General features: G+C 66.9%; 18 protein-coding genes. All 18 read left to right on the top strand.

Annotation, left to right across the window (positions count from 1 at the left end; genetic code table 11):
* The first annotated feature begins 2 nt into the window (after positions 1–2).
* The 18 genes from BST14_RS05305 to nuoF all read left to right on the top strand — a co-directional run bounded on the left by BST14_RS05305 (position 3) and on the right by nuoF (position 15,638).
* Positions 3–974, top strand: coding sequence for an NADPH:quinone oxidoreductase family protein (locus BST14_RS05305; RefSeq protein ID WP_083063534.1), 972 nt, complete (start codon positions 3–5; stop codon positions 972–974).
* Positions 975–1,153: 179 nt separating this feature from the next.
* Positions 1,154–2,248 (top strand): homogentisate 1,2-dioxygenase, encoded by a 1,095-nt coding sequence (locus tag BST14_RS05300; protein WP_083063533.1) that lies wholly within the window; start codon positions 1,154–1,156, stop codon positions 2,246–2,248.
* A complete protein-coding gene (locus tag BST14_RS05295; protein ID WP_083063532.1) occupies positions 2,248–3,423 on the top strand; it encodes an alpha/beta hydrolase family protein in 1,176 nt (391 codons plus the stop codon). The genes BST14_RS05300 and BST14_RS05295 overlap by 1 nt, the downstream gene beginning before the upstream one ends.
* Positions 3,420–4,625 carry a CaiB/BaiF CoA transferase family protein gene (locus BST14_RS05290; protein ID WP_083063531.1) on the top strand — a complete coding sequence of 402 codons (1,206 nt, stop codon included), beginning with the start codon at positions 3,420–3,422 and terminating at the stop codon, positions 4,623–4,625. The genes BST14_RS05295 and BST14_RS05290 overlap by 4 nt, the downstream gene beginning before the upstream one ends.
* Positions 4,622–5,527: a hydroxymethylglutaryl-CoA lyase gene (locus tag BST14_RS05285; RefSeq protein ID WP_083063530.1), complete on the top strand. Its 906-nt coding sequence runs from the start codon at positions 4,622–4,624 to the stop codon at positions 5,525–5,527. Before BST14_RS05290 ends, BST14_RS05285 begins: the two co-directional genes overlap by 4 nt.
* A complete protein-coding gene (locus tag BST14_RS05280; protein WP_083063529.1) occupies positions 5,527–6,138 on the top strand; it encodes a TetR/AcrR family transcriptional regulator in 612 nt (203 codons plus the stop codon). The genes BST14_RS05285 and BST14_RS05280 overlap by 1 nt, the downstream gene beginning before the upstream one ends.
* A 24-nt stretch (positions 6,139–6,162) precedes the next feature.
* A complete protein-coding gene (locus tag BST14_RS05275) occupies positions 6,163–7,401 on the top strand; it encodes an acyl-CoA dehydrogenase family protein (RefSeq protein ID WP_083063528.1) in 1,239 nt (412 codons plus the stop codon).
* Positions 7,398–8,393, top strand: a complete 996-nt coding sequence (locus BST14_RS05270; protein WP_438502131.1) for a phosphotransferase family protein — start codon at positions 7,398–7,400, stop codon at positions 8,391–8,393. Before BST14_RS05275 ends, BST14_RS05270 begins: the two co-directional genes overlap by 4 nt.
* Positions 8,390–8,740 (top strand): DUF6285 domain-containing protein, encoded by a 351-nt coding sequence (locus tag BST14_RS30525; protein WP_142279276.1) that lies wholly within the window; start codon positions 8,390–8,392, stop codon positions 8,738–8,740. Before BST14_RS05270 ends, BST14_RS30525 begins: the two co-directional genes overlap by 4 nt.
* A gap of 13 nt (positions 8,741–8,753) precedes the next feature.
* Positions 8,754–9,167, top strand: coding sequence for a nuclear transport factor 2 family protein (locus tag BST14_RS05265; RefSeq protein WP_083063527.1), 414 nt, complete (start codon positions 8,754–8,756; stop codon positions 9,165–9,167).
* Between the two features lie 33 nt (positions 9,168–9,200).
* Complete coding sequence (locus BST14_RS05260; RefSeq protein WP_083063526.1) at positions 9,201–9,737, top strand: YceI family protein; 537 nt, start codon at positions 9,201–9,203, stop codon at positions 9,735–9,737.
* 54 nt (positions 9,738–9,791) lie between these two features.
* On the top strand, positions 9,792–10,205 hold the full coding sequence (locus tag BST14_RS05255; protein ID WP_083063525.1) for an Rv3143 family two-component system response regulator: 414 nt from the start codon (positions 9,792–9,794) through the stop codon (positions 10,203–10,205).
* Positions 10,206–10,579: 374 nt separating this feature from the next.
* Complete coding sequence (locus tag BST14_RS05250) at positions 10,580–10,957, top strand: NADH-quinone oxidoreductase subunit A (RefSeq protein ID WP_083063574.1); 378 nt, start codon at positions 10,580–10,582, stop codon at positions 10,955–10,957.
* Between the two features lie 8 nt (positions 10,958–10,965).
* Entirely contained in the window at positions 10,966–11,520 is a 555-nt protein-coding gene (locus BST14_RS05245; protein WP_007772881.1) for a NuoB/complex I 20 kDa subunit family protein, read from the top strand.
* On the top strand, positions 11,517–12,224 hold the full coding sequence (locus BST14_RS05240; protein WP_083063524.1) for an NADH-quinone oxidoreductase subunit C: 708 nt from the start codon (positions 11,517–11,519) through the stop codon (positions 12,222–12,224). The genes BST14_RS05245 and BST14_RS05240 overlap by 4 nt, the downstream gene beginning before the upstream one ends.
* Positions 12,224–13,549 (top strand): NADH dehydrogenase (quinone) subunit D, encoded by a 1,326-nt coding sequence (nuoD, locus tag BST14_RS05235; RefSeq protein WP_083063523.1) that lies wholly within the window; start codon positions 12,224–12,226, stop codon positions 13,547–13,549. The genes BST14_RS05240 and nuoD overlap by 1 nt, the downstream gene beginning before the upstream one ends.
* On the top strand, positions 13,546–14,301 hold the full coding sequence (nuoE, locus tag BST14_RS05230) for an NADH-quinone oxidoreductase subunit NuoE (RefSeq protein ID WP_083063522.1): 756 nt from the start codon (positions 13,546–13,548) through the stop codon (positions 14,299–14,301). Before nuoD ends, nuoE begins: the two co-directional genes overlap by 4 nt.
* Positions 14,301–15,638: an NADH-quinone oxidoreductase subunit NuoF gene (nuoF, locus tag BST14_RS05225; RefSeq protein ID WP_083063521.1), complete on the top strand. Its 1,338-nt coding sequence runs from the start codon at positions 14,301–14,303 to the stop codon at positions 15,636–15,638. The genes nuoE and nuoF overlap by 1 nt, the downstream gene beginning before the upstream one ends.
* Positions 15,639–15,653 lie beyond the last annotated feature (15 nt).

Here is a 15,653-nt window from a genome sequence, read left to right as displayed (position 1 = left end):
GCATGCGCGCGGTACAGGTGACTCGGCTCGATGGTCCAGACGCGGTCGAGCTGACCGACATCGACGAACCGACGGGCGACGGGGTCGTCGTCGACGTACACGCCGCCGGGGTGGCTTTTCCGGACGCCCTGCTCACCCGCGGCCTCTACCAGTACCGCCCGGAATTGCCGTTCGTGCTCGGCGCCGAGATCGCCGGCGTGGTCCGGTCGGCACCCGAGGGCGCGGACGTGAGTGCCGGCGACCGGGTGGTCGGACTCACGATGCTGTCCGGCGGCATGGCCGAGGTCGCGGTGTTGGCCCCGGACCGGGTGTTCAAACTGCCCGACAATGTGAGCTTCGAGGCGGGCGCCGGCCTGCTGTTCAACGACCTCACGGTGTATTTCGCGCTGACCGTGCGGGGCCGGCTGCAGCGTGGCGAGTCGGTTCTGGTGCACGGCGCGGCCGGCGGCATCGGAACTTCGGCGCTGCGGCTGGCGCCGGCGCTGGGCGCGTCACGCACCATCGCGGTGGTCAGCACGCAGGACAAGGCCGACATCGCCACGGCGGCCGGGGCGACGGATGTAGTGCTCGCCGACGGGTTCAAGGACGCGGTGAAGGAGTTGACCCACGGCCGTGGCGTCGACATCGTCGTCGACCCGGTCGGCGGCGACCGGTTCACCGATTCCCTGCGGTCGCTGACGCCCGGCGGTCGGCTGCTGGTGGTCGGTTTCACCGGCGGCGAGATTCCCACCGTCAAGGTAAACCGGTTGCTGCTCAACAATGTTGACGTGGTCGGTGTGGGCTGGGGGGCGTGGACCGGAACCCATCCGGGCGCGCTGGCCGAGCAGTGGGCCGGTCTCGAACGATTGCTTACCTCCGGGGAGCTTGCCCCGCCCGAGCCGGTCGCTTACCCGCTGGAGCAGGCCGCGACCGCGGTCGCCTCCCTGGAGAACCGCAGCGCCAAGGGAAAGGTCGTGCTGCGCGTTCGCGGTTAGACGCCGCATCTGGTCCCAGTCGCCACAGCGGTCTGGGCGCATGGCACTCGACCGTTGTCCGCTTCTAAGCGACAGCGGCGAAGATGGCCCCTTGTGTGGGCCAAAAAGAGAAAGTAATGTCACTTTCAGTTTTGTAGTATTGATCGCCGGCCGGCTGATCCCCGGCGGAGGGGCCGTCCATGGAATCCTTTGTGCACCTGCGAACAGGCCGAACACCGCGCCGCCTGCACGCCGACCTCGACGGCCTCAAGGACGACGAGTTGGGCCGGGGCGGATTCACCGGCCGCACCGCCAATCTTTACCGGCGGCATGATCCCACCGCCTATCGATCGGTCGGCCCGCTGCGCCCCATCGACGTGCTGTCCAGCGAACTCAAGCCCAGCGACGCCGCCGAAGCGGGTGGTGGGCCACTGCTGATGTTCGGCAACGACGACTGCCGAATTCTGTTGAGCCGACGTCTAGAGCCGATGCCGTTCTTCGTCCGTCATGTCGACGGGGATCTGCTGTGCTTCGTCCACGAGGGCGGCGGCCTGGCCGAGACCGAATTCGGGCCGCTGCGCTATCGGAAGGGCGACTGGCTGTACATCCCGAAGGCCTGCACCTGGCGCCAGCTCCCCGACAGCGCCACGACGATGCTGATGATCGAGGCCAACGACGAGTTTCGGGTGCCGCCGCCCGGCGCGCTGGGCCGCCACTTCCCGTTCGACCCGTCCCAGGTCGTCATCCCGGAACCGGCGCCGGCCGACGAGGACGCAACCGGCGGCGAGTTCGAGGTCCGGCTAATCCACCAGGGCGGCCCGACAACGCTGTTCTACCAACACAATCCGCTGGACGTCGAGGGCTGGCGTGGCGACAACTTCGCGTTCACCTTCAACATCGCCGACTACAACGTGGTCACCTCCGACAGCGTCCACCTGCCCCCGACCGTGCACCTGTTCATGCAGGCCACCGGCGTCTACGTGATGAATTTCCTGCCCAAGCCCGCCGAAGGTGTTCCGGGTACCGAACGCACCCCGTGGTATCACCGCAACGTCGACTACGACGAGATCGCCTTCTTTCATGGCGGTTCGCTGTACGGAATCCCGATGCCGCCCGGCTTGATTTCGCATGCGCCACAAGGCGTTCACCACGGCGCACCGGAGAAGGCCCGGGAACGGGCGCGACGCAAATTCGACGACTACTCCCGCGCCGACTGGCAGGTGATCGCCATCGACACCCGGCGCCGGCTGACCCCGTCGGCCGAAGTACTGGCCCACGACCTAGGACAGCACTGATGAAGCATGAATACGACCGAATCCCCTATCTCGTTGCGTTCCAGAACAATTCCGGGGTGCGCGACGTCTACGGTGGCCTGGCCGAGATCACCGTGCTGGAGAGCTACCTGCTCAAGCCGAAGGACAAGCCGTCGGACACCGTGCTGGTGTTCATGCACCCGATCGGCGGGGGCGCCTACCTGCCGATGACGGGCGCGCTGGCCCGGGCCGGCCATCACGTCATCTATTGCAACAGCCGCTTCCGCGGCACCGACTCGGCGTTGCTGATGGAAAAGGTGGTCGAGGATCTCGGCGAGTGCGTCAAGGACGCGAAGAAACGACTGGGCTATTCCAAGGTGGTGCTGGCCGGATGGAGCGGCGGCGGTTCGCTCTCGGTGTTCTACCAGCAGCAGGCGCAGAATCCGACCATCACGTGCAGCCCGACCGGTGACGGCCCCGACCTGACCAAACTCGACCTGCCGGCCGCCGACGGCATCATGCTGCTCGCCGCGCACATCAGCCGGCACGGCACCCTGACCGAATGGCTGGACGCGTCGATCTTCGACGAATCCGACCCCACCAGGCGCGATCCCGAGCTGGACCTGTACAACCCCGACAACCCCAATCAGCCGCCCTACAGCCAAGAATTCCTGCAGCGCTACCGGCAGGCGCAAATCGATCGCAACCGCCGCATCACCGCATGGGTCAGGGACAAGCTGGCCGAGCTGGCCGCCGCCGGGCGGCCCGACGACGAGTTCGGCTTCGTCGTGCACGGCACCATGGCCGACCCGCGCTGGCTGGACCCGACCGTCGATCCCAACGAACGCGCCCCGGGCACCTGCTACCTGGGGGATCCTCAGGTGGTGAACATGAGCCCCGTCGGGCTGGCCCGGTTCTGCACCCTGCGCGGCTGGCTGTCGCAATGGAGCTATGACGACGCGCGCGGCGACGCGGTCGCCTGCGGGCCCGACATCGCGATCCCGGCGTTGGTCATCGGTAACCTTGCCGATGACGCCTGCACACCCAGTCATACCCGCCGGCTGTTCCAGGCCATCGGACACGAGGACAAGGAAATGCACGAAATCCCTGGCGCGACACACTATTACGCGGGCCCCGACCAGCGGGACGCACTACGGGCCGCCGTCACCATCGTCACCGACTGGCTGGTGCGGCACGACTTCGCGAGCGCCGAATGACGTCCGCCGGCGCCCTGGACGGCATTCGGGTGCTCGAACTGGGCACGTTGATCGCCGGTCCCTTCGCCGGCCGGCTCCTCGGCGACATGGGCGCCGAGGTGATCAAGGTGGAACTGCCGACGGCCCCGGACCCGCTGCGCACCTGGGGCCAGGCCGAACTCGACGGGCAGCATGTCTTCTGGACGGTGCATGCGCGCAACAAGAAGGCGATCACCCTGGACCTGCGCCACCCGCGTGGGCGTGAGCTGTTCTGTGAGCTCGTCGAGAAATCCGACATCGTGGTGGAGAACTTCCGCCCCGGCACACTGGAAAAATGGAACCTGGGCTATGACGTGCTCAGCGAACGCAATCCGGGCATCATCCTGGTGCGGGTATCCGGCTACGGCCAGACCGGACCGGACGCCTCCAAGGCCGGCTACGCCTCGGTCGCCGAAGCGGCCAGCGGATTGCGGCACCTCAACGGTTTCCCCGGCGGGCCGCCGCCCCGGTTGGCGCTCTCGCTCGGTGACAGCCTGGCCGGCATGTTCGGCGCCCAGGGCGCGCTGGCCGCGCTTTACCGGCGCAGCATCACCGGACGCGGCCAGGTGGTCGACGTCGCGCTGACCGAATCATGTTTGGCCGTGCAGGAATCCACCATTCCCGATTACGACGTCGGCAAAGTGGTGCGCGGACCGTCGGGCACCCGGCTCGACGGCATCGCGCCATCGAACATCTACCGCAGCGCCGACGGCTCGTGGGTGGTGATCGCCGCCAACCAGGACACCGTATTCGCCCGGCTGTGCAAGGCGATGGGCCGCCCCGAGCTGGCCACCGACGACCGGTTCGTCACACACGTCGCGCGGGGCCGCAACCAGGACGCACTCGACAACATCATCGGCGCCTGGGCGGCCGAACGCCAGCCCGGTGACATCATCGAAACCCTCTCCGCCGCAGGGGTGATCGCCGGCCCGATCAACACGGTGGCCGAGGTGGTCAACGACCCGCAACTGCGCGCCCGCGACATGCTGATCGAGCACTACGACGAGCGTTTGCAGCGCAACGTGCTGGGCCCGGGCATCGTGCCGCTGCTCTCGGAATCACCGGGCCGCCTGCGCCACGCCGGCCCCGCGCGACCGGGCCAGCACAATGACGACGTCTTCATCGGGTTGCTGGGCAAGACCGCCGAGCAGCTCGAGGAGCTGCGCTCACAGGAGGTGCTATGACCGCCCACGTCGACATCCGCGAGGTGGCCCTGCGCGACGGTCTGCAGATCGAAACGCCAATCCCGTTGTCGGCCAAGCTGGAACTGCTGGCCGCGGTAGCGGCCACCGGGGTCCGCGAGGTCGAGGTCACCGCGTTCGTCTCCCCGACGAAGGTGCCGTCGATGGCCGATGCCGCCGAACTGGCCGCCCATCTGCAGGACTACCCCGACATCGAATTCTCGGCCCTGGTGGCCAGTCCCAACGGTGCCAAGCGGGCCGTCGCCGCGGGATTGCGCTCCATCGAGTACGTGGTGGCCGCCGACGACACCTTCAGCAAGGCCAACGTCGGACGCACCAGCGCCGAGGCCACCGGGGCGATCGACGAGATCGTCGCCATCGCGCACGACGGCCCCGGTCGTCCGGTCACCGTCGAAGTGGTCATCGCCACCGCTTGGGACTCACCCTTCGAAGGCCCCACCCCGCCCCAGCGGGTGCTCGAAATCGCGGCGGCCGCCCGCAAGCGTGGGGCCGACCGCCTGTCCATCGCCGACACCATCGGCACCACCACTCCGGGCCGGGTGAGTTCGCTTATCGCGCAACTGTTTCCGGTGATCGGCGACATGCCGCTGGGCGGGCACTTCCACAACACCCGCGGCTCCGGACTGGCCAGCGCCTACGCCGCGGTCAGCTCCGGCGTCACCCGGCTCGACGCCTCGGTCGGCGGGCTGGGCGGCTGCCCCTTCGCGCCGGGCGCCACCGGCAACATCGCCACCGAGGATCTGGTGTACCTGTTGAGCGACAGCGGCATCGACGTCGACGTCGACCTGCGGGCCGCCATCGCCGCGGCCGACGTGGCGAAATCCCTGGTAAGTCATGACCTGCCGAGCGCCCTGTTACGCGCCGGCGACCGGATCCGGGACTGATGCCGACCGAGAACCTGACCACGAAGGGCCGCCAGACCAGGCAGGCCATCGAACAGGCCGCCCGAAAATTGTTTGCCGAACGTGGTTTTCACGGCACCACCCTGGCCGACATCACGTCGGCCGCGGGGAAATCACCGGCGGTGTTCTACCGATACTTCGCCGACAAGGAAGACCTGCTGGCGGGCCTCGCGGAATCGTTCCTGCACGAGGTGGTGAGGCCGTCGGGGCTGAGCGTCCACCTGCCGGATTCTCCCGACGACGACGCCTTTTTCACCTCGGTGGTCACCGGCTACTGGAACATGTTCAAGCAGAACATCGGCATCATGATCGCCGTGGCCCAGCTGGCCGCCACCCAACGGCGGTTCGCGGCCGTGCAGAACGAGTTCCGCCGCTTCGGCGTGGACATCGTGGCGGCTTCGGTTCGGCGCGCGCAGGAGCAGGGTTACGGCGCCGAGCTCAACCCGCAACACACGGCGGCGGCCATCGCGCTGTTGTTCGAGAACTTCACCACCGTCTTCGTCGGGCAGTCGGGTCTCGGAATCCAGATGAGCGACGAGGACGCGATCGCCACGCTGTCGACGGTGTGGAAGAAGACCCTCTATGGTGCGTAACGCGAGAATCGCGAGGAGATAGCCGTGGATTTCACCCTGCCAGAACACCTCCCGGGCGTGCTCGCCGAGATCGACGAGTTCATCGAGACCGAGATCAAGCCGCTGGAACGTGAGAACATCCAGTACTTCGACCAGCGCCGCGAGCACGCGCGCACCGATTGGGACAACGGCGGCATCCCGACGCGCGAGTGGGAGGACCTGCTCTCGGAGATGCGCCGACGAGCCGACAAGGCAGGCTGGCTGCGGTACGGACTGCCGGCCTCGCTCGGCGGCCGCGACGGCAGCAACGTCGACATGGCGATCATCCGGGAACACCTGGCGCACAAGGGCCTTGGTCTGCACAACGACCTGCAGAACGAGTCGTCGATCGTCGGCAACTTCCCGCAGGTGATCATGATGGAGCGGTTCGGCACCGAGGAGCAGCGCAAGGTGTGGTCGGAGGCGTTGATCACCGGGGAACGCTCCATGGCATTCGGGCTGACCGAGCCCGACCACGGTTCGGATGCCACCTGGCTGGAAACACACGCCGAACGCGACGGCGACAGCTGGGTGATCAACGGCTCCAAGCGGTTCAACACGGGCGTGCACCGCGCGACTCACGACCTGGTCTTCGCCCGCACCTCCGGGGAAGCCGGCAGCGCCCGGGGCATCACCGCGTTTCTGGTGCCGACGAACACGCCCGGATTCAACGTTCCCTACTACTGGTGGACATTCAACATGCCGACCGACCACGGCGAGGTCGAGCTCGCCGATGTGCGAGTTCCCGCCGACGCGGTGCTCGGCGAGGTGGACCGCGGGCTGGAGGTCGCACAAACCTTTCTGCACGAGAATAGAATTCGGCAAGCCGCCAGCAGCCTGGGCGCGGCGCAGTACTGCATCGACCGCGCCGCCGAATACGCCGGCACCCGAACGGTGTTCGGCAAGCCGCTGTCGGTCAACCAGGCCGTCCAGTGGCCGCTGGCCGAATTGGCGACGGAAGCGCAGATGGTGCGCCTGCTGGTGCACTACGCCGCCTGGCATCTCGACCGCGACCACCACATGGAGGTCTCGGACAAGGTGTCGATGGCGAACTACCGCGCCAACCGGCTGGTGTGCGACGCCGCCGACCGCGCCATGCAGATCTTCGGCGGCCTCGGCTACAGCCGCCACGAGCCGTTCGAACACATCTATCGCCACCACCGCCGCTACCGGATCACCGAGGGCGCCGAGGAAATCCAGATTCGCCGGGTGGCGCAGCGGCTGTTCAAGTTCGGCAACAAATGATGGACGTCGTCGAGTCAGCGGAGTTGGCCACCAAACTGGCCGGGGTGCTCACGGCGGCCCTCGGCGCCGACACCGCGGTCGAGAACTTGCGGGCGTTGACCGGTGGCGCCAGCAGGACCACCTGGGCGTTCGAGGCCGTCACCGACACGCGGCGTCGCGCGCTGATCCTGCGCACCGGCCCACCCGACGACGTGCATGCCGGCATGGAGCTGGAAGCCAGGACGCAGGCCGCCGCGCGCGCCGCCGGGGCCCCGGTCCCCCACGTGTTGATCGCCGACAATTCGGCTGCCACACTGGGCAATCCGTTCCTGATCTGTGACGAGATCAAGGGCGAGACCATCGTGCGGCGCATCCAGCGTCAGCTCGAGCGCTCCGGCGGACACGCGGCCCGCACGCGATTGCTGCAGCAGTGCGCGCAGGCGGCGGCCGCCATTCACCGCGCCGACCCGGACATTCCCGACCTGACCCAGGAGGACCAACTCGCCGAATGGCGCCAACGCCTCGACGACATGGGCGACACCACCGCAACCTTCGAATGGGGGTTTCGCTGGCTGACCGCCCACCGCCCCCCATCGTCGGCCGCGGTGTTGGTGCACGGCGATTTTCGGATGGGCAACCTCATCGTCGACGGATCCGACCTTGCCGCGGTGCTGGACTGGGAACTCGTACACGTCGGGCAGGCGTACGAAGACCTGGCCTGGTTCTGCATCCGGGCCTGGCGATTCGGCGCCCCAGCCGGCCTCGGCGCCGGCGGCCTGGGCAGCATCGAGAGCTTCCTAGGGGCCTACGAGCAGGCGAGTGGGACTAGCGTCGACCGGGTGGCGTTTCACTGGTGGCTGGTGCTGGCCACCTTGCGCTGGGGCGTCATCTGCCGCTTCCAGGCCGAACGCCACCTGAGCGGGCAACACCGCTCGGTCGAGTTGGCCACCATCGGCCGTCGGGTCTGCGAGACCGAGTGGGACCTGCTCAACCTGCTAGAGGGCCGGGCATGACCAGCGCGTACGGCCGCCCGCGGGCCGCCGAACTCGTGGCCGCCGTCGCCGAATTCCTGGAAAGCGACGTGCGCGGGGCGACCGAAGGACAGGTCAACTTCCACGCCCGCGTCGCCGCCAACGCGCTGCGCATCGTCGAACGCGAATTGCTCGACGACAGCGAGGCGCAATCCCGCGCGGCACTGGCCGGCCTGGGCTTTCCCGACGAGGAACGGTTGGCCGCCGCGATACGCTCCGGCGAGTTGGACGGGCAAGCCGACCAGGTCACCGCGTGCCTGCGCGCCCTGGTACGGCGCCGGTTGGCGGTCGCGCGTCCCGGATACGACAGCGAACAGCCCGGCGATTAGACAGGAGCCAGACATGCCCGCTTCCGGCACCGAGACGGTCATCGACGCGGCCAACCGCCTGTTCGCGGCGATCGAGCGCGGCGACATCGCCGCGGTTGAGGCGATGTGGAGCAACGACATCGCGGTGTGGCGCACCGGCTCGCACCGCGGCCCGCTCACAGCAGATGACAAGGCCCGGGCGATGCGGGTCATCGGGTGGTTCATCGGAGCCACCACGCAGCGCCGCTACGAAATCCTGGACCGGCAGCTGTTCGATGACGGATCCGCCCGGGGCTTCGTCCAGCAGCACATCTTGCACGCCACCGGGCATGCCGGACAGTCGATCTCGCTGCGGGTCTGCATCGTGATCAGGGTGGGCACCGACGGCATGATCGAGCGCATCGACGAATATTTCGATCCCGCAGGGATCGCGCCGTTGCTGAACTAGCGCTAGATTCGCCACGACACACTGGGGGTCACGATGACGACTTTGGAGACATTGCTTCACGATCCCGACATGGCCGGCGTGTGGAACCTGGTTCGGGATCGCTGCGCCATCACGTTCAAGATCCGCAACATGTGGGGCCTGCTGAACGTCAAGGGCCGCTTCACCGACTTCACCGGCGACGGCCAACTGACCGGCAAGGGAGCGGTTTTCGGCCGCGTCGACATTCGGGCCGCCTCGCTGGACACCGGCATCGGCCGTCGCGACACACACCTGCGCTCGGCCGACTTCTTTGACGTCGACCGCTTCGGTGAGATCAGCGTCGTGGTGACCGGAGTGCACCCGACGAAGGGCAAGGCCGCCGACCTTCGGGCCACCTTCACCATCAAAGGCGTCAGCGAGGAGGTAACGCTGCCGGTCACGATCTCCGAGCTGGAGGACGGCTCGATCCGAATCACCGGCGAAACCAAGCTCGATCGCGACCAGTTCGACCTGGGGTGGAACCGGCTCGGCATGATCAGCTCCACGGCAAAGGTCGTCGCGGATGCCATCTTCGTGCGGGTATCGCATTAAGGATTTCCGCGGGCACCCCGCCCCACCGGGTGCGACACCAGTAGCATCTGCACCGTGCCCGACTCCACCCCCCAATCCAGCGTCGCCCTGCGGATCCTCGTCTACAGCAGCAACGTCCAAACCCGCGAACGGGTGATACGGGCGCTGGGCAAGCAGCTGCACCCCGATCTGCCCGAACTGAGCTATGTCGAGGTGGCGACGGGGCCCATGGTGGTGGCGACGATGGACAAGGGCGGCATCGACTTGGCCATCCTGGACGGTGAGGCCACCCCGACCGGTGGGATGGGAATCGCAAAGCAGCTCAAAGACGAACTCGACAACTGCCCGCCCCTGGTCGTGCTGACCGGACGGCCCGACGACGCGTGGTTGGCCGCCTGGTCGCGCGCCGAGGGTGCGGTGCCGCATCCCATCGACCCCATCGTGCTGGGCCGCACCGTGCTGAACCTGCTGCGCGCGCCGGTGCGCTGACCCGATCCGCGTCGCGGCTTTGCTGTGACCACCCCTTTCCGGCCACCGGATGCGGGCCTATCCGCCCTGGCGACGCCGTTGATCTTTAGCGCCGCAGCGATCGGCGCAGCAGCGCCTTTGCTGGTGCTACCCGCGTAGACGATGCGGCGGATCGCGGCCGGCGGCGAGCGTTGGTTTCACCGGCTATGGAGTTTGCGCAGCACAGCGGCGCGTGGCACCGCCGATACTGCAAAACCCCCACCCCGGGCAAGCGCGTCGCCCGCCGCGACGCTATGTTGTAAATCACTGTGGCGGGCTTGCGGCCCAGTTCGTCACAGCAGCCCGGTTACGGCCTGGCCGCTGCAGGCGGCTCGTACGACGGATCATGGAGCGAATTGAACGTCTACATACCCATCCTGGTGCTAGGCGCCATTGCCACTGCCTTTGCCGTGGGCTCGGTGGTGATCGCGAGCCTGGCCGGCCCGTCGCGCTTCAACAAGTCGAAGATGTCGGCCTACGAGTGCGGAATCGAACCCACCGAGACATCGGTGAGCGGCCCGCATGCGACAGCCGGCCAGCGCTTTCCGGTGAAGTACTACCTCACCGCGATGCTCTTCATCGTCTTCGACATCGAAATCGTGTTCCTGTATCCCTGGGCGGTCAGCTACGACGCGCTGGGCACGTTCGCTCTGGTCGAAATGGTGATTTTCATGCTGACGGTTTTCGTGGCCTACGCCTACGTATGGCGCCGCGGCGGCTTGACGTGGGATTGAGGTAAGACGTGGGTCTTGAGGAACAACTGCCCGGCGGGATTCTGCTGTCCACAGTCGAGAAGGTCGCGGGCTACGTCCGCAAGAACTCGCTGTGGCCGGCGACGTTCGGGTTGGCCTGCTGCGCCATCGAGATGATGGCAACGGCCGGGCCAAGGTTCGACATCGCCCGGTTCGGCATGGAGCGATTCTCGGCCACCCCCCGGCAGGCCGATCTGATGATCGTCGCCGGACGGGTTAGCCAGAAGATGGCTCCCGTGCTGCGACAGATCTATGACCAGATGGCCGAACCGAAATGGGTGTTGGCCATGGGCGTCTGCGCGTCATCCGGCGGGATGTTCAACAACTATGCGGTGGTCCAGGGCGTGGACCACGTGGTTCCGGTGGACATCTACCTGCCCGGCTGCCCACCGCGACCGGAGATGCTGTTGTACGCAATCCTGAAGCTGCACGAGAAGATTCAAGAGATGCCGCTGGGCGTCAACCGGGAAACCGCCATCGCCGAGGCCGAGCAGGCGGCCCTGTCGGCGCGGCCCACGATCGAGATGCGCGGACTGCTGCGATGAGCACACCGGACCAAGATCCCCGGGAAGCAATCAGCCGCGCCGACGAAGAGGTCATCGACGTGCGCCGCGGCATGTTCGGCGGCAAGGGCACGGGCGACACGTCCGGTTACGGACGGCTGGTGCGCGAAGTACTGCTGCCCGGCAGCAGCCCACGGCCCTACGGCGGTTATTTCGACGAGGTTGTCGACGGCCTGGCCGCGGCGTTGAACCAGGACAACGTCGAATTCACCGACGCCATCGAAAAAGTCGTGGTGTACCGCGACGAACTGACCTTGCACGTCCGCCGCGACGCATTGGTGCAGGTCGCTCATCGGCTGCGTGACGACCCGCAACTGCGCTTCGAAATGTGCCTGGGCGTCAGCGGAGTGCACTACCCGCACGAGACGGGTCGCGAACTGCACGCGGTGTACCCGCTGCAGTCGATCACGCACAATCGCCGTGTCCGCCTGGAAGTGGCTGTGCCCGATGGCGATCCACACATCCCCTCGCTGTACGGCATCTATCCGACCACCGACTGGCACGAGCGGGAGACGTACGACTTCTTCGGCATCATCTTCGACGGACACCCGTCGCTGACCCGCATCGAGATGCCCGACGACTGGCACGGGCACCCCCAGCGCAAGGACTACCCACTCGGCGGGATTCCCGTCGAATACAAAGGCGCACAAATACCCCCGCCCGACGAGCGGAGAGCGTACAACTGATGAGCACTACCACCGAAGCGACGCACGACGGCGCCGGCGAGACGTTCGTGATCGCCGGCGGCCAGGACTGGGACAAGGTCGTCGAAGCCGCCCGCGGCGCCGATCCCGGCGAACGCATCATCGTCAACATGGGCCCCCAGCATCCGTCCACCCACGGGGTGCTGCGGCTGATCCTGCAAATCGAGGGCGAAACGGTGACCGATGCCCGTTGCGGCATCGGGTATCTGCACACCGGCATCGAGAAGAACCTCGAATACCGCTACTGGACCCAAGGGGTCACGTTCGTGACCCGGATGGACTACCTCTCACCGTTTTTCAACGAGACGGCCTACTGCCTGGGCGTAGAGAAGCTGCTCGGCATCACCGACCAGATACCGGAGCGGGTCAACGTCATCCGGGTGATGATGATGGAACTCAACCGGATCTCGTCGCATCTGGTGGCGCTAGCCACCGGCGGCATGGAGCTGGGCGCCATGACCCCGATGTTCGTCGGCTTCCGGGGACGCGAAATCGTGCTGACCCTGTTCGAATCGATCACCGGCCTGCGGATGAACAGCGCCTACGTCCGGCCCGGTGGAGTGGCCCAGGACCTGCCGCCGAACGCGCAAACCGAGATCGCCGAGGCCCTGGGTCCGCTGCGCCAGGTGCTGCGCGAAATGGGCGGTCTGCTCAACGAGAACGCCATCTGGAAGGCCCGCACCCAGGACGTCGGCTACCTGGACCTGACCGGGTGCATGGCGCTGGGCATTACCGGCCCCATCCTGCGCGCCACCGGGTTACCCCACGATCTGCGCAAGAGCGAGCCGTACTGCGGATACGAAAACTACGAATTCGACGTAATCACCGAAGACACGTGTGATGCTTACGGGCGCTACATGATTCGCGTCAACGAGATGTGGGAGTCGATCAAGATCGTCGAGCAGTGTCTGGACCAGCTGAAGCCCGGCCCGATCATGGTCGAGGACCGCAAGATCGCCTGGCCGGCCGACTTGAAGGTGGGCCCCGACGGCCTGGGCAACTCACCGGAGCACATCGCCAAGATCATGGGCGGCTCGATGGAAGCGTTGATTCACCACTTCAAACTGGTCACCGAGGGCATCCGGGTGCCGCCCGGCCAGGTGTACACGGCGGTGGAATCGCCGCGCGGGGAGCTGGGCGTGCACATGGTCAGCGACGGCGGCACCCGGCCGTACCGGGTGCACTATCGAGACCCCTCATTCACCAATCTGCAGTCGGTGGCGGCGATGTGCGAAGGCGGCATGGTCGCCGATCTGATCACCTCGGTCGCCAGCATCGACCCGGTCATGGGCGGGGTGGACCGGTGACCGGGCCGCAGGGACAGCCGGTCTTCATCCGGCTCGGCCCGCCGCCGGACGAGCCCAACGCGTTCGTGGTCGAGGGCGCGCCGAAGACGTATCCGCCCGAGGTGCGGGCCCGGCTGGAGGTCGACGCCAAGGAGATCATCGGACGCTACCCCGACAAACGCTCGGCGCTCCTGCCGCTGCTGCACCTGGTGCAGTCGGAGGATTCCTACCTGACACCGGCGGGGCTGGAGTTCTGCGGTGAGCAACTGGGGCTCACGGGGGCGGAAGTGTCCGCGGTGGCGAGCTTTTACACCATGTATCGCCGGGGCCCGACCGGGGATTATCTGGTGGGTGTGTGCACAAACACGTTGTGCGCCATCATGGGTGGCGACGCCATCTTCGATGCCCTGAAAGAACACCTGGGCGTCGGCAACGACGAAACCACCGCCGACGGGTCGGTCACTTTGCAACACATCGAATGCAACGCCGCCTGCGATTACGCACCGGTGGTGATGGTGAACTGGGAATTCTTCGACAACCAGACGCCGGACTCGGCGCGCGAACTTGTCGACTCGCTGCGTGCCGGCGAGCCCCAGCCGCCCACTCGCGGTGCCCCGCTGTGCGTCTTCCGCGAAACGTCGCGCATCCTGGCCGGGCTGCCCGACGAGCGTCCCGACCAAGGGCAGGGCGGCGCCGGCGCCGCCACTCTGGCCGGCCTGAAGGTGGCCAAGGAACACGGCATGGCTGCGCCCGACGCGCCGGAAGGCCAGTAATGACAACGACTTCTGGCAATCAGGCGACGCCGCTCACTCCGGTCATCAGCCGCTTCTGGGACGATCCCGAGTCCTGGACCTTGAAGACCTACCACCGCCACGGTGGTTACGAGGCGATGAAGAAGGCTTTGGCGATGCAGCCCGACGAGGTGATCGGGGTGGTGAAGGACTCCGGGCTGCGCGGGCGCGGCGGTGCCGGCTTCTCGACGGGCACGAAATGGTCGTTCATCCCGCAGGGCGACACCGGCGCGGCGGCCAAACCGCATTACCTGGTCGTCAACGCCGATGAGTCGGAACCCGGGACGTGCAAAGACATTCCGCTGATGCTGGCGACACCGCACGTCCTCGTCGAGGGCGTCGTCATCGCCGCCTACGCGATCCGGGCCAGCCACGCGTTCATCTATGTTCGCGGTGAGGTGCTGCCGGTCCTGCGCCGCCTGCAGAACGCGGTGGCCGAGGCCTACGCCGCGGGCTATTTGGGCCGCGACATCAACGGCTCCGGCTTCGACCTCGAACTGGTGGTGCACGCCGGCGCCGGCGCCTACATCTGCGGTGAGGAAACCGCGCTGCTGGACTCCCTGGAAGGCCGTCGAGGTCAGCCGCGGCTGCGCCCGCCGTTCCCCGCCGTGGCCGGGCTGTACGGCTGCCCCACCGTGATCAACAACGTCGAGACCATCGCGAGCGTGCCGTCGATCATCGGCAACGGCGTGGAGTGGTTCCGCTCGATGGGTAGTGAGAAGTCCCCGGGCTTCACGCTGTATTCGCTGTCCGGTCACGTCACCCGCCCCGGCCAGTACGAGGCGCCGCTGGGAATCACGTTGCGGGAGTTGCTCGCCTACGCCGGCGGGGTGCGGGCGGGGCACCGGCTGAAGTTCTGGACACCCGGCGGCTCGTCGACCCCGCTGCTCACCGACGAGCACCTCGACGTGCCGCTGGACTACGAGGGCGTCGGCGGGGTCGGATCGATGCTGGGCACCAAGGCACTGGAGATCTTCGACGAGACCACCTGTGTGGTGCGTGCCGTGCAACGCTGGACGTACTTCTACAAGCACGAGTCCTGCGGAAAATGCACACCGTGCCGCGAGGGCACGTTCTGGCTGGACCAGATCTACGAGCGGCTGGAGACCGGTAAGGGCACCAGCGAAGACATCGACAAGCTGCTGGACATCTCGGACACCATCCTCGGAAAGTCGTTCTGCGCCCTGGGCGATGGCGCCGCCAGCCCGGTGATGTCGTCGATCAAGTTCTTCCGCGACGAGTACGTCGCGCATGTCGAGGGCGGCGGCTGCCCCTTTGATCCCCGAGACTCCATGCTGACGCCGAACGGAAAGGCTTAGGCGCTCATGACTCGC

Source organism: Mycobacterium arosiense ATCC BAA-1401 = DSM 45069, assembly GCF_002086125.1.
GTDB lineage: Bacteria > Actinomycetota > Actinomycetes > Mycobacteriales > Mycobacteriaceae > Mycobacterium > Mycobacterium arosiense.
The sequence above is the reverse complement of the archived record's forward strand: the minus strand, read 5'-3'. Positions and strand labels throughout refer to the sequence as shown.

Coding starts and splice junctions, on each gene's coding strand:
- nuoF (WP_083063521.1), top strand. CDS start 14,301: ATGACAACGACTTCTGGCAATCAGGCGACGCCGCTCACTCCGGTCATC.
- BST14_RS05260 (WP_083063526.1), top strand. CDS start 9,201: ATGACGACTTTGGAGACATTGCTTCACGATCCCGACATGGCCGGCGTG.
- BST14_RS05305 (WP_083063534.1), top strand. CDS start 3: ATGCGCGCGGTACAGGTGACTCGGCTCGATGGTCCAGACGCGGTCGAG.
- BST14_RS05295 (WP_083063532.1), top strand. CDS start 2,248: ATGAAGCATGAATACGACCGAATCCCCTATCTCGTTGCGTTCCAGAAC.
- BST14_RS05240 (WP_083063524.1), top strand. CDS start 11,517: ATGAGCACACCGGACCAAGATCCCCGGGAAGCAATCAGCCGCGCCGAC.
- BST14_RS05270 (WP_438502131.1), top strand. CDS start 7,398: ATGATGGACGTCGTCGAGTCAGCGGAGTTGGCCACCAAACTGGCCGGG.
- BST14_RS30525 (WP_142279276.1), top strand. CDS start 8,390: ATGACCAGCGCGTACGGCCGCCCGCGGGCCGCCGAACTCGTGGCCGCC.
- nuoD (WP_083063523.1), top strand. CDS start 12,224: ATGAGCACTACCACCGAAGCGACGCACGACGGCGCCGGCGAGACGTTC.
- BST14_RS05280 (WP_083063529.1), top strand. CDS start 5,527: ATGCCGACCGAGAACCTGACCACGAAGGGCCGCCAGACCAGGCAGGCC.
- BST14_RS05265 (WP_083063527.1), top strand. CDS start 8,754: ATGCCCGCTTCCGGCACCGAGACGGTCATCGACGCGGCCAACCGCCTG.
- BST14_RS05285 (WP_083063530.1), top strand. CDS start 4,622: ATGACCGCCCACGTCGACATCCGCGAGGTGGCCCTGCGCGACGGTCTG.
- BST14_RS05290 (WP_083063531.1), top strand. CDS start 3,420: ATGACGTCCGCCGGCGCCCTGGACGGCATTCGGGTGCTCGAACTGGGC.
- BST14_RS05300 (WP_083063533.1), top strand. CDS start 1,154: ATGGAATCCTTTGTGCACCTGCGAACAGGCCGAACACCGCGCCGCCTG.